This is a genomic window from Arthrobacter sp. fls2-241-R2A-172, assembly GCF_030208885.1.
Taxonomy (GTDB): Bacteria; Actinomycetota; Actinomycetes; order Actinomycetales; family Micrococcaceae; genus Arthrobacter.
This window is the reverse complement of sequence record NZ_JARVTB010000002.1, coordinates 328831-341691: the sequence shown is the minus strand read 5'-3', so window position 1 is coordinate 341691 and position 12861 is coordinate 328831. Positions and strand designations below refer to the sequence as shown.

General features: G+C 62.0%; 14 protein-coding genes. 8 read left to right on the top strand and 6 right to left on the bottom strand.

What is annotated here, in order from left to right; all coding sequences use genetic code 11:
* Positions 1-120 precede the first annotated feature (120 nt).
* Positions 121-1179, top strand: coding sequence for an anthranilate phosphoribosyltransferase (gene trpD, locus QRM57_RS04430; protein ID WP_284985724.1), 1059 nt, complete (start codon positions 121-123; stop codon positions 1177-1179).
* Between the two features lie 18 nt (positions 1180-1197).
* Here the strand turns inward: trpD and QRM57_RS04425 are convergent, their stop codons facing one another.
* Positions 1198-1476 (bottom strand): Lrp/AsnC family transcriptional regulator, encoded by a 279-nt coding sequence (locus QRM57_RS04425; protein WP_257368048.1) that lies wholly within the window; start codon positions 1474-1476, stop codon positions 1198-1200.
* Positions 1477-1548: 72 nt separating this feature from the next.
* Complete coding sequence (locus QRM57_RS04420) at positions 1549-1938, bottom strand: DUF3054 domain-containing protein (RefSeq protein ID WP_284985723.1); 390 nt, start codon at positions 1936-1938, stop codon at positions 1549-1551.
* 126 nt (positions 1939-2064) lie between these two features.
* Here QRM57_RS04420 and QRM57_RS04415 point away from each other — a divergent pair, with 126 nt between their 5' ends.
* Together QRM57_RS04415 and QRM57_RS04410 are read left to right on the top strand one after the other, a co-directional pair.
* Positions 2065-2523, top strand: a complete 459-nt coding sequence (locus QRM57_RS04415; RefSeq protein ID WP_257368050.1) for a VOC family protein — start codon at positions 2065-2067, stop codon at positions 2521-2523.
* 87 nt (positions 2524-2610) lie between these two features.
* The gene (locus QRM57_RS04410; protein WP_257368051.1) at positions 2611-3039 is read left to right on the top strand and encodes a VOC family protein; all 429 of its coding nucleotides are present in this window, start codon (positions 2611-2613) and stop codon (positions 3037-3039) included.
* A 62-nt stretch (positions 3040-3101) separates the two neighbouring features.
* Here QRM57_RS04410 and QRM57_RS04405 read toward each other — a convergent pair whose 3' ends face one another.
* Entirely contained in the window at positions 3102-4085 is a 984-nt protein-coding gene (locus QRM57_RS04405; RefSeq protein WP_284985722.1) for an Lrp/AsnC family transcriptional regulator, read from the bottom strand.
* A 93-nt stretch (positions 4086-4178) separates the two neighbouring features.
* On the opposite strand from QRM57_RS04405, the gene QRM57_RS04400 reads away from it, so the two are divergent.
* Complete coding sequence (locus tag QRM57_RS04400; protein WP_284985721.1) at positions 4179-4994, top strand: RNA polymerase sigma factor; 816 nt, start codon at positions 4179-4181, stop codon at positions 4992-4994.
* A gap of 77 nt (positions 4995-5071) precedes the next feature.
* Here QRM57_RS04400 and QRM57_RS04395 read toward each other — a convergent pair whose 3' ends face one another.
* Positions 5072-5566 carry a MarR family winged helix-turn-helix transcriptional regulator gene (locus QRM57_RS04395; RefSeq protein WP_284985720.1) on the bottom strand — a complete coding sequence of 165 codons (495 nt, stop codon included), beginning with the start codon at positions 5564-5566 and terminating at the stop codon, positions 5072-5074.
* A 102-nt stretch (positions 5567-5668) separates the two neighbouring features.
* On the opposite strand from QRM57_RS04395, the gene QRM57_RS04390 reads away from it, so the two are divergent.
* A complete protein-coding gene (locus tag QRM57_RS04390; protein ID WP_284985719.1) occupies positions 5669-6889 on the top strand; it encodes an FAD-dependent oxidoreductase in 1221 nt (406 codons plus the stop codon).
* A gap of 32 nt (positions 6890-6921) precedes the next feature.
* On the opposite strand, the gene QRM57_RS04385 is transcribed toward QRM57_RS04390, so the two are convergent.
* On the bottom strand, positions 6922-9315 hold the full coding sequence (locus QRM57_RS04385) for an ATP-binding cassette domain-containing protein (protein ID WP_284985718.1): 2394 nt from the start codon (positions 9313-9315) through the stop codon (positions 6922-6924).
* Between the two features lie 130 nt (positions 9316-9445).
* Between QRM57_RS04385 and QRM57_RS04380 the strand changes: the two genes are divergently transcribed.
* Genes QRM57_RS04380 through QRM57_RS04370 form a run of 3 tightly spaced genes read left to right on the top strand, consistent with a single transcriptional unit; the run spans position 9446 to position 12433 of the window.
* Positions 9446-10582, top strand: coding sequence for a type III polyketide synthase (locus QRM57_RS04380; protein ID WP_284985717.1), 1137 nt, complete (start codon positions 9446-9448; stop codon positions 10580-10582).
* 47 nt (positions 10583-10629) lie between these two features.
* Positions 10630-11307: a class I SAM-dependent methyltransferase gene (locus QRM57_RS04375; RefSeq protein WP_502868617.1), complete on the top strand. Its 678-nt coding sequence runs from the start codon at positions 10630-10632 to the stop codon at positions 11305-11307.
* On the top strand, positions 11300-12433 hold the full coding sequence (locus QRM57_RS04370; protein WP_284985715.1) for an FAD-dependent oxidoreductase: 1134 nt from the start codon (positions 11300-11302) through the stop codon (positions 12431-12433). The genes QRM57_RS04375 and QRM57_RS04370 overlap by 8 nt, the downstream gene beginning before the upstream one ends.
* Here QRM57_RS04370 and QRM57_RS04365 read toward each other — a convergent pair whose 3' ends face one another.
* The gene (locus QRM57_RS04365; protein ID WP_284985714.1) at positions 12434-12841 is read right to left on the bottom strand and encodes a nuclear transport factor 2 family protein; all 408 of its coding nucleotides are present in this window, start codon (positions 12839-12841) and stop codon (positions 12434-12436) included.
* Positions 12842-12861 lie beyond the last annotated feature (20 nt).

Here is a 12861-nt window from a genome sequence, read left to right as displayed (position 1 = left end):
GTTCCCAATGCAAACCACCGATTCGGGAGACTTTTTCTACAAAGACGCGAAATCGCGCGGAAAAGTTCCCGGCCCGGTTCACATTGGTCATCGGCGTGGCTGGCTCGATAGCATCAGGGAGTGACTTCTCCGGCATCGGCACCTGCAGCCAGCAACACCTGGCCAGGGCTCATCTCAGCACTGATCAACGGCGACGACCTTGCGGTGGCCAACACCGAATGGGCCATGAACACGATCATGTCCGGTGAAGCCACGCCGTCGCAGATCGCCGGTTTCCTTGTGGCCTTGCGTGCAAAGGGCGAGACGGTCGAAGAGTTGGCCGGCCTTGTCGAGGCCATGGTCCAGCACGCCAATCCCATCGGGATCACCGGGGAGAAGCTGGACATCGTTGGAACGGGAGGGGACCGCCTCAATACGGTCAACATATCCACCATGGCCGCGCTCGTTGCTGCGGGTGCGGGTGCAAAGGTGGTCAAGCACGGCAACAGGGCGGCATCGTCGACGTCCGGTTCTGCTGATGTCCTGGAAGCTCTGGGCGTGCGCCTTGACCTCTCGATCGAGCAGGTGGCCCGGAACGCCGAAGAGGCAGGAATCACATTCTGTTTTGCCCAGGTTTTCCATCCTTCGTTCCGCCACACGGCCGTCCCGAGGCGGGAACTGGCCGTTCCAACAGCCTTCAATTTCCTGGGGCCGATGACCAACCCGGCCCATGTGCAAGCATCTGCTGTTGGTGTGGCCAATGCCAGGATGGCCCCGTTGGTGGCTGGAGTGCTGGCCCGGCGTGGAAGCCGCGGATTGGTGTTCAGGGGTGACGACGGCCTGGATGAGCTCACGCCCACCGGGCCGTCCACGGTATGGGAAATCAGGGATGGAGCTGTTACGGAGCAGGTCTTCACTCCTGCGGACCTGGGAATAGGTCCCTCTACCGTGGCTGATCTGCGGGGCGGTGACGCCGCAGCCAACGCTGCCGTTGTCCGGGAGATCCTCGACGGTAAGGGCGGGCCCGTGCGTGACGCTGTTCTCCTGAACGCGGCAGCAGGGCTGGTGTCCTTCGACCTTCAGGCCCAGGGCAGCCTGGTGGAGCGGATGGGTGCCGCCTTCGCCCGCGCAGCTGAATCTGTTGATTCGGGTAAGGCAGCCGCGGTCCTGGAGAAGTGGACAGCGCTCAGCCAGAGCTGACAGCTGACCCGGTTCTGTTTATTCGAAGCCGAGTGCGAATGCCGCATCGAGGTCGTGCTGCGAATACGCGCGGAACGCGATGTGTGTGGTGGTGTGGACCACAGAATCAACCTTTGAAAGCTTGTCGGCGATAACGTCGGCTAGCTCTTCATGCTTTGAAACCCTGGCCACCGCGATCAAGTCCCATTCGCCCGTCACGGAGTAGACCTCGCTGATGCCCTGGATGGCGGAGATTTGCTCGGCCGTCTCCGGGATGCGCGAGGCGTCGGTCTTGATCAGGACGAAAGCAGTGATCACGTGGGGCCCTTCCGGAAAAGCATCATTGCGGACGCTTTCCAGCCTAGTGCATCCACCATGTCCCGGGCTGGATCACACCCGGCTGCGCCGCTTGTGCACGACCCGCACCACCAAGGCCACCAGCGCGCGGTATCCAAGCAGGAAAACAGCGAGGCTGATCAGTGCTACCACGATGAACGGCAGTACGACTGTCTGCCCGGTGGCTGCCCTCAGGAGCATTCCCACCACTACCGTGCCCAGCCAGACGCCCACGCCGACCGGCCATAGGGAGAACGGCGCCCGCCATGCACGCAGGACCATCCATGCGATGGCGGCACCGGCAAGGAAGGGCCACGCCGTGGTGAAGGCCCCGAGGACAATGTCGCCACGGGCATGAGCATCGCGACCAATGGCTGCGAAGACAAGAATCAACAAAAGGTCGGCGATTGCGGCTGGAAGCCACGGCTTGGATGGGGAAGGCATGCCTCCGACATTAGCGGCCATTGCGGTCAGGCGGGAATTCGCTCCGGGCCATTGTGGGGGTGAAAGCCCCGGTATTAGCCTCGGACGGGGGACAAGGAGTTCCCCGGTTCCTTGGAGGGATGGCAGATGCAGAAGATTTCCACCTGTTTGTGGTTCGACGGCCAGGCTGAGGAGGCAGCGGAGTTCTACACTTCCACGTTCGACAATTCGTCCATGGGCGAGGTCATGCCTGGGCCCGGCGGCAAGGCACTCACCGTGGAATTCGAGATCGAGGGCAGGCAGTTCATGGGCCTCAATGGTGGCCCATTGTTCAAGTTCACTGAGGCGGTTTCCATGGTGGTCAATTGCGACTCCCAAGAGGAAGTGGACCGCTATTGGGATGCCCTGCTCGTCGGGGGAGAAGAGAGCCAGTGTGGTTGGTTAAAGGACCGGTTTGGCCTGTCGTGGCAAGTTGTTCCCACCGGTATGGCCGGGATCCTCAATGGGCCGGACCCGGCAGGTTCCCAGCGCGCCATGGAAGCGATGATGAAGATGCGCAAGCTCGACATCAACGAGCTCCAAAGGGCTTACGACGGCGTTGAGTAACCATGGGGGACAGGCGCCGGACGCGCTGCTAGCATGTGCGCAGGGTGCCGTATTCACGCACCTGGCAACCATGAGGAGAACCGACCGATGACAACGCGCCTCAACCCATACATCTCGTTCCGGGACAATGCCCGGGACGCAATCACGTTCTACGAATCCGTCTTTGGCGGTGAGCTGAACATCAGCACTTTCGGTGATATGCCGGGGAGTCAGGACCCGGCCGAAGCCGATAAGGTCATGCACGCCATGCTGGTCACTCCCGGCGGCCTGACCCTCATGGCAGCTGACACGCCGAACGGCATGGAATACAACCCCGGCGACAACATTTCTGTATCCCTTAGCGGTGACGCATCAGACGAAGCTGAGCTGCGTGGCTTCTGGGACAAGCTCGTCGACGGTGGTACGGTCACCGTTCCGCTCGAATCGGCGCCCTGGGGCGACACTTTTGGAATGTGCGTCGACAAGTTCGGTATCAACTGGTTGATCAACATCGCAGGAGAACAGCAGCAGCAGTAGCTCCACGATCCCGCCTTCACTGGATGCCCCGCCCGGATTCCCGGAGGGGCATCCAGGTGGCTTCAGCCGATCCGCCGGCCGTCCGCGGTAAGTCGCTTGCCCATGTGTTTTGGTGTGCGCAACACGATGGAGCGGTCCATGATCTCGGCGAAAGGAAGCCTTTCGCCGAGCTGCCGTTCCAGGACTGTCATGTCCTCGATGCGGCGAAGCCAGACCATCATCAAGATGGAGTACAGCCCAGCAGTGGTGGCTACGAACCGGACCTCCTGGAGGCCCACGAGCCGTCCGGCGACTGCTTCAACCTGCGTGACGGGAACGCGCAGGAAGTACCACACTGATACAGGCCAGGGGGCATAGGCGCGGGCCACCTCCAAGCGCACAATGAGGCGCTTTTCGGCAAGGAGCGCTAAGAGGGCGTTCTTCGCGCGGACAGGGCTGATACCGGCACTCTTGGCGATGTGGGCGACGGACGCGCGGCCGTCGTGGCGCAGAATTGCGGCAACGGCATTTTCCACTTCTGAAGGAACACCCCGCTGGGCTGCAGTGGGCTGGGGGAGTCCAAGTTCGAGCCGGGCGATTTCCCTTTCCTGCAGCGAACGCAATCTCCACTGCTGCGCGTCCGCGAGCAGCCTGATGCCGCGGTGGGTACGGGTAGTCTTGACGCCGGCAATGGAGGGGAGCCTGTCCAGGACAAAGCGGCCCAGGTCAGCATCGGACTGGCAAAGGCAAGTCAGTACGAGGTCCCGACCGCCGGCGGTCTGGTCGATCGACAGGACCTCGTCATCATCCGCGAGGTCCGCAGTGGCGGAAGCAATATTTGCAGGCGCGCAATCAATCTCGATGATGGCGCCGGTGTATTTCGCTCCGGGCCCCCGATAGGCCGTGATCCAGGCCAGCCCGGCGTCTTCCAACGCACTCCAGCGCCTGGCCAGTGTCACGGCGTCGGCTCCGACTACAGGAGCCAAAGCGGCCCACGGAGCACGGGGACGGATCTGGAGGGCGTGCAGAAGCCGAAGATCCCGCTCGTCGAGATGATATTCCTGCATTTTTCCTGCTCTTTCAGCAAAAAACCTGCGTTTTGAGTGTATTCAACCACCTATTGCCTAGGTTTGGGGCCGCCCCACTGAAAGGCCCATCTCATGTCCACTCAAACCGCCGACCCGGCTGCCATCACTGCGCAGGCTCATGCCGCCGACGTACGGAAAGCGTGGGGGAGAGGTGGGGCTGCGCATCCGGCCGATGGAAGCTGGTCCGATGCCTTGTTGGTGTCCGCTGTACGTCGGGGGGACCTCGCGGCGTTCGCCGGGCTGTACCGTCGCCACTTGGCGGTGGCCGGTTACGTGGCCCGCGCGGAGTGCGACCCCGGCAACGATCCGGACGACGTCGTGGCAGAAGCCTTTGGCTCGGTGTTTGGATCACTGGCCAAAGGAGGCGGGCCCCGCGAGTCGTTCCAGGCGTACCTGACGACAACTGTCAGGCGAATTGCACATCGGCGCAACATCCAGGGCCGACGACGTGCAACGCTTGGTTACGGCAGCGCCATGGATTCCCTGGTTCTCAGCGAGGACTCGACCATCAAAGCTTTCGAATCCACGACCCTGATGAGGGCCTTCCACTCGTTACCTGTGCGATGGCAGGCGGTCCTGTGGTGCGTGGAAGTTGAAGGCCTGAAACCTGCGGCAACCGCGCGGGTCATGGAACTGAGCCCCAATGGAGTTTCTTCGCTGCTTATCAGGGCGCGTGAAGGGCTCCGGCAGGCGTATCTCCAACAACATGTGAAAGTATCGCCGGACGATCCATGCATCGATTTTTCCCGACATTTGGGCAAGTTCGTCAGGAACGCTGTTCATAGGGCCGCGCGGCAAAGGCTCGATCACCACGTGGCCGTGTGTCGTCGCTGCCATGAAGCATTGCAGGATCTCAAGGAGATCCACGAGGCTATGGCTAGTGACTGAGGGGAGCCCCGATTCATCTTTACTTTACATAATGTAGATTATCGGCACTTAATGTCGAGAGCCGGAAGTGGGTGCCCTTAGGTCCCGGCAGTTCCCGGATTGCCCAAGCGCGACGCGGCTTTCTTCTGGATCTTCGCAGCTCTGGTTGAGTAGTCGGCGATGGTCCGCAGTTCGTCGTCGCTGTACCCCTCAAGAAGGCGCCCGAGTCCGTCCATGAAGTCGACGAAATACGGTGTCGCAGCGGTGACCTGGTCGCCGATCAGCTCGATCAGTACCTTTCGTTTGTCCTCGTCGCTCCGGACCCTTCTGGCGACTCCCTTGGCCTCCAGCCGTTGCATGAGACCGGTGACTGAGGCAGGCGCCAACCCTGAATGCTGTCCGAATTCCCCTGCTGTCATGGGCCCAAAGCGCAACAGGATATCAATGGCTTTTCCCTCCGTGGCGGACAACCCGCGCAGCTCGGACAGCTTGGTGTGGAACATGACGGCGGCCGTCGAAAGCTCCCTTCCGGAGGTGAAAACCGCTTCCATCAGGGCTTGCCGGTGGGCGCTGTGCTTGGCTTCGGATTCCATGCGACGAGGCTAGCAAGTTATTTCGTTTTCCCGAAAGGATTGCTCTCTGCACGCCCCAGCGATATATTTCGTTTGTCCGAACGAAATAAAATGGAGCGCGACATGATGAACTGTTTGGTCATTGGAGCTGGGATCGCCGGGTTGGCCTCCGGAATTGCACTACAGAAAGCCGGACATCGGCCGGTCATCTTTGAAGCCTACGACGCACCCTCCGACGGTATTGGCGGCTTCCTCACAGTTGCCGTCAACGGCTTTGACGCGTTGGAAACACTTGGCCTCAAAGACGACGCCTGTCGCTTGGGTTTCCCCACTCCCCTGATGTCCATGTACCTGGGCAGCAACGGGAAGCACCTCATCGACTTCGACTATGGCGGCTCCTTGCCGGACGGCACCACCGCCCGAACCATGACCCGCTCGGAGCTATACGGCATGTTCCGTGAAGAGGCCAGCCGACGCGGCATTGGCATCGTCTACGGCAAACGGCTCACCGCGGTGGAAGAACGGCCCGACGGCGTGACCGCAGTTTTCGCCGACGGAACCTCAGCCGCCGGAGACGTCCTGATCGGTGCCGATGGACTCAACTCGAAGGTGAGGGACCTCATCGACCCCTCCTCCCCTGCGCCCAGGAGCATTCCGCTGCTCAACACCGGCGGCATCGTGCCAGCCGGAGTCCTCCCTCCGGGGACGATCGATGTGGAGGTTGGCCGCATGAAGATGGTTTTTGGAAAGCGCTGTTTCTATTGCTACATGCGGGATCCCGACGGGCGGGTGTGGTGGTTCGCCAACCCGCTGGAACGGTCCTCGGAAGATCCTGCCACTTTGGATGCCGGGGCCCGCAAAGCGTGGCTGACACAGCTCGTGGAACGCGATCGCACCCCCATGGCTGCGATCGTTGCCGCGACTGAGGACGTCATCCGGCCGTATAGGACCTCCGACTTTCCGGGCATCCCGCGCTGGTGGCGCGGAAGAATGGTCCTGGTGGGAGACGCCGCCCACGCGGCCTCGCCGTCCTCCGGACAAGGAGCGTCCATGGCCATAGAGGACGCCGTCACGTTGGGGCGCGCCTTGCGTGGCGCCGGGCCGGAGCCGATACCTGAAGCCCTGGCCCGTTACGAAGCCGAACGCAGGAACCGGGCGGAGCTGGTGGTCCAGTGGGGGCGACGGAATGCAGCACCGAAGATCAGGGGCCAATTCAAGCGGGTGTTCGAGGACCTGGCCCTGCCGCTGGTATTCCGTGCCCTCTCACGCAAGTCCGCTGACAATTTCGACTGGCTGTATCACCACCACATCGATTGGGAGACGGCAAGCACCGTGGGCTCCTGACGAAGGGACGTACCAGCGAACTGACCAAGAGCTCAGGCACCCACGTAGGCCGACAAGTGCTTCCCCGTCAGCGTCCCCTTGGCGGCCACCAGGTCAGCCGGCGTTCCGTTGAAAACAATCCTGCCGCCGTCGTGCCCTGCACCCGGGCCAAGGTCGATGATCCAGTCGGCATGTGCCATGACGGCCTGGTGGTGTTCGATAACAATGACCGATTTGCCGGACTCGACCAAGCGGTCAAGCATGCCAAGGAGGTTCTGGACATCGGCCAGGTGCAGGCCGGTAGTTGGCTCGTCAAGAATGTAGATGTCGCCCTTCTCGGACATCTGGGTGGCCAGCTTGAGCCGCTGGCGCTCACCGCCGGACAACGTAGTGAGCGGCTGCCCGAGCGTTAGGTAACCGAGTCCGACGTCGGCGAGGCGGTTGAGGATTTTGTGGGCGGCAGGAGTGCGGGCGTCACCCTCGGCGAAGAAGCGTTCGGCGTCCACGACGGACATTGCAAGCACTTCTGCAATATTGCGCTCACCGAGGGTGTATTCGAGGACGGCTGCCTGGAAGCGCTTCCCGTCGCATTCCTCGCAAGTCGACTCGACGGTAGCCATGACGCCAAGGTCGGTGTAGATGACGCCGGCACCGTTGCACGTGGGGCATGCGCCTTCCGAGTTGGAACTGAAGAGCGCCGGCTTCACACCGTTCGCTTTCCCGAACGCCTTTCGAATCGGTTCCAATAAGCCCGTGTACGTAGCCGGGTTGCTTCGGCGTGAACCCCGGATGGCGCCCTGGTCGATCACCACGACGCCGTCACGCGAGGCAACTGAGCCGTGGATCAGCGAGCTTTTGCCCGAACCAGCCACGCCGGTCAAGACGCAGAGGACACCCAAGGGGATATCGACGTCGACATTTTTGAGGTTGTTGGTGGACGCGCCACGGACTTCGAGTTTGCCGGATGCGGGACGAACGGAGGCCTTGATGGTAGCCCGGTCATCGAGGTGGCGACCCGTGATCGTGTCGCTCCCCCGCAACCCCTCAACGTCGCCCTCAAAGCAAACGGACCCTCCACCGCTGCCTGCACCGGGTCCAAGATCGACCACGTGGTCGGCAATGGCGATGGTTTCGGGCTTGTGCTCCACAACAAGAACGGTGTTGCCCTTGTCCCGCAATTGCAGCAGGAGTTGGTTCATGCGTTCAATGTCGTGCGGGTGCAAACCGATTGTTGGTTCGTCGAAAACATACGTGATGTCTGTCAGGGAGGATCCCAGGTGGCGGATCATCTTGGTCCGCTGCGCCTCGCCCCCGGACAGGGTTCCCGCCGGGCGATCCAAGGAAAGATAGCCAAGGCCGATGTCGGCAAAGGAGTCCAGGAGGTGCTGGAGGCCCTTCAACAGCGGAGCAACAGAGGGCTCGTCGATTCCCCGGATCCAATCGGCGAGATCGCTGATCTGCATGGTGCAGACATCAGCGATGCTCTTGCCTTTGATCTTCGACGACCGGGCCTCGGGACTGAGCCTGGTGCCGTCACACTCGGGGCAGGTGGTGAAAGTAATGGCTCGTTCAACAAAGGCGCGAATGTGTGGTTGCAGGGCGTCGACGTCCTTGCTGAGCATCGACTTTTGGATCTTGGGGATCACGCCTTCGTAGGTGAGATTGATTCCCTCAACCTTGATTTTTGTGGGTTCGCGGTAGAGAAGGTCGTGGAGTTCCTTTTTAGTGAACTTGGCGATCGGCTTGTCCATGTTGAAAAAGCCCGAACCGCTGAAGATGCGTCCGTACCAACCGTCCATGGTGTAACCCGGGATGGTGAGCGCCCCTTCGCTGAGTGACTTGGTGTCGTCATACAGGGCCGTTAGGTCGAAGTCGTTGACAGATCCCATGCCTTCGCACCGGGGACACATGCCACCCAGCCGGTTGAAGGTAGCTTTTTCCGTCTTGGTCTTGCCTTCCCCGCGCTCCACGGTGATGGCGCCGCTGGCTTTCACCGTTGGCACGTTGAAGGAGTAGGCGTTGGGCGAACCGATGTGCGGGTGGCCGAGGCGGCTGAAGAGGATGCGGAGCATCGCATTGGCATCAGTGGCCGTACCAACCGTGGACCTCGGATTGGAGCCCATCCGTTCCTGGTCGACAATGATCGCCGTTGTGAGGCCCTCAAGCATGTCGACGTCGGGCCGCGCCAGGGACGGCATGAAGCCCTGCACGAAAGCACTGTACGTCTCGTTGATCATTCGCTGGGACTCCGCGGCGATGGTTGCGAAGACGAGCGAACTCTTTCCGGAGCCGGAGACACCCGTGAAGACCGTGAGCCTGCGCTTCGGGATCTCGATGGTGACGTCCTTCAGGTTGTTCTCACGTGCACCCTGGACCCTGATCAGATCGTGGGTGTCGGCGACGTGCGACGCGGGAGATGATGTGTGCGTGCCCGTGGCGATACTCATGATTTCTCCATCTGTTAGGCGGCGTTGCCCAACAGTCCCCCGTTGGCGCCCCTGGCTCTCACTTGCCAGCCTCGGCCAGTAGCTTCGATTCTGCCATTGTCTTCCACGGTTTACTCGCTAAGAATGAAGCATGCCGGTATATGTGAGGTCCCTAGAAACCGCAGTTCCGCCAACTATCCTGATCCAGCAACAAGCACGGGAAGTTTTTGCGTCCCAACCGGGCCTGACCCGGCTGGGAACACGGCTCGTCTCCACTTGCTTTGACTCCGCCGCGATCGACACCCGGTACACGGCCGTGGAAGAACTGAGCCTTGACGCCCATCCCGAGAATCCCAGGTTCTTTGATCCGGAAACGAACAGGGTGCTCAGCCCGAGCACCAAGGTCCGCAACGAGATCTTCGCCACGGAGGCCACCAAGCTCTTCGTGGAAGCCGGCAAGACCGCGGTGGCCCAGGCTGCGGGCATTGACCTGGACGACATCACCCACGTCATCACGGTTTCCTGTACGGGGTTCTTCAACCCTGGACCGGATTACAAAGTGGTCCGGGCATTGGGTCTGAGCCCATCGGTACAGCGCTATCACCTGGGCTTCATGGGCTGTTACGCCGCGTTCCCCGCGCTCAAGGCGGCAAAGCAATTCTGCGAGGCCGATCCGGGGGCTGTGGTCCTGGTGATCTGCGTGGAACTCTGTTCGCTGCACGTAAGGACCTCCAATGATCCCGACACGATCATGGGGTCGGCCATTTTTGGCGATGGAGCTGCCGCTGCCATCGTCACGGCCCGTGAACCGGAAGGTCCTGATCCTGTCATCAGGCTGGACCACTTCGAGACGGTCCTCACCCCGGTGGGCGAGGAAGCGATGGCCTGGAACATCGGCGATGAAGGGTTCGAAATGGTGCTGGGGTCCTATGTTCCCCACATCATCGAGGAACACATCACGGGAGCCTTGGAGCCACTCCTGGCCAAGGAGCCGCAGCTGGCCGGCCTGCCTTACCGCGACATAACGCACTGGGCCATTCACCCCGGCGGACGCAGCATCCTGGACAAAGTGGAGTCCAAGCTCGAACTCACCGAGAAGCAGTTGGTCCCGGCCCGTGAGACGCTGCGGGAGTACGGCAATATGAGCAGCGCCACCGTCCTGTTCGTCCTGAAGTACATGTTGGAACGGGATGCGGCTGAACGCGAGGAACGTATCTGCTCCATGGCGTTTGGTCCCGGCCTGACGGTGGAGACAGGCCTTTTCACGTTGGTCTCCCCCGCACTGTGAGCCCGTGGGGTTCCCTTAAGGACAGGGACCTGCAGGCCGTAGAGGAAATGGACAGGCCGGATTGCGATCCCGTGCGCCTGAACCGGACTTACGCGCGCTTTCCGGTGGTCAACAGTCTCTTGTCCGGCTGGCATCGCACCTATGTGCAACGGATCCGGCCCTTGATGTCCACGACGGATCCGGTGTCATTGCTGGATGTCGGCTGCGGCAGCGGTGACGTTGCCCGGAGCCTGGCGCGATGGGCACAACGCGATGGGTTCCGGCTCGAGGTGACGGCGATCGACCCAGACCTTCGAGCGCACGAATTCGCCCGCCATGCACCCCACGTTGAGGGTGTCACCTACCGGCGCGCGCACAGCTCCCAGCTGGTAGCCGAGGGCCGGACCTTCGACGTCGTGATGTCCAACCACATCCTTCACCACCTCGACGCCGGTCAGCTCGCCGGAGTGCTACGGGACTCAGAGCTCCTGAGCCGGCGACTCGTCCTCCACAACGATCTGGTACGCAGCAATATCTCCTACCTGCTGTTCATGGCGGGCTTTTGGCCCCTGGGCCTCGGCTCCTACATCTGCGGGGACGGCCTGGTGTCCATCAAACGCAGCTATACCCGTGCGGAACTGCGGTCCGCCGTTCCTGGCAGCTGGTCGGTGGAAGCAAACGGCCCTTGGCACAGCCTCCTCGTCTACGATGCCGGAGGCGCTGGTCCGGAGGCGGAAAATGCTTGACGTTGTGGTGGTCGGCGCCGGGCCCGTAGGCCTGTTCATGGGCGCCTTGTTGCTGCAACAGGGGCATACGGTCAGGATCCTGGAACGGCGGCCCGCCCGGAGCCATCGGTCCCGCGCCATCGGCATCCACCCCCCGGCGCTGGGCCAGCTGGCACGCGCAGGAGTGGCGGCTGAACTGACAGAGGCCGGAGTTCATATCCGTCGTGGACTTGCGTACAGCCGCGGAAAGCGGGTGGCCGAACTGCCGTTCTCCGGCGATCCCGACTTTCCGTTTATCCTCGCCGTACCGCAGCCCCTCACCGAAAAGGTCCTGGAGGAGGCCGTAGTGCGCCTTGATCCTGGAGCGATCATCCGCGGGGTCGACGTCATGAGCCTCGTCGAGGACAGTTCAGGAGTGGTGGAGGTGGCTGCGGCCATACCCGCCGGGGAGAAACAGTTCACCGCCCGCCTGGTGGTAGCCGCCGACGGTGCCCATTCAACTGTTCGCCGGCAGATCGTGCCGGAACTGCCGGCACGTGGCTACCCGGACAGCTACATCATGGGTGACTTCTCTGACGCCACCTGTCATGGCTCCGATGCGGTGCTGTATTTGGAACCAGAAGGGATTGTGGAGTCGTTTCCGCTGCCGGGCGGGGTGCGAAGGTGGGTGGTGCGGTTGGGTGAACCGGATCAAGGCTCGACGGCGGCCGGGCTTGCCGGTCTGGTGGGGGCCCGGACCGGCGAGGTGCTTGACCCGGCCAGCAACACCATGATCAGTGCCTTTGAAGTACGGTCCCGCCTGGTACGGAGGATGGTTCACGGCCGGGTGGTCTTGCTCGGTGACGCCGCCCATGAGATCAGTCCGATTGGTGGGCAGGGCATGAACCTGGGATGGCTGGATGCGGCGGAACTCGCGCCAATAATGCACGCTTCCCTTATGGGGAATGATGTTGGGCGTCGGCTTGCACGTTTTGAGGTAACCAGGCGCAGGACAGCGTTACGGGCTTCGCGGCAGGCGGGTTTGAACATGGCGCTGGGCAGGCCGCTGCCCCCGGCCGTCATGGAGACCCGGAACAGGCTTTTTGCTGCGGCCTTGGAGCTTCCTGCTGTGGCAGCGCTGGTGGACCGGCGCTTCACCATGCGCTGATTATTCCGGCGCGGTGTAGTAGCAGTCGTAGGTGTCCTGGCTGATGATGAGCCCGTCGCGGAGCTCGAAGACGGCCGTGCTGCGGGCCCGGATAGTGTCGCCGCGATCCCAGTGGGGAAGGTCAAGAAGCAGTGTGGCCGACCAATTCATTTCGAGCACGACCCGGTCACCCTGGCAGGTGGTCCGGACAACGTCGAATGTTTGCTTGGCAACGATGTCCTTGCTTTGGTCCGCCCCGGAGAGCGTCTCGGCCAGGTTGCGGGTGGAACCTGATTTGGACAGTGCGTGTGGCCACTCGGTGAGCGTGAAGTCCTCGGCGAGGAACGGCCGCAGTTCTGCAGCTCCGCCGCCGGCTTCTACGGTCCTGACGAAGGCAAGGACCTGGTCCAAGGGAGTGGAATGGCTCATCCGTCGAGCCTAGCCCACCG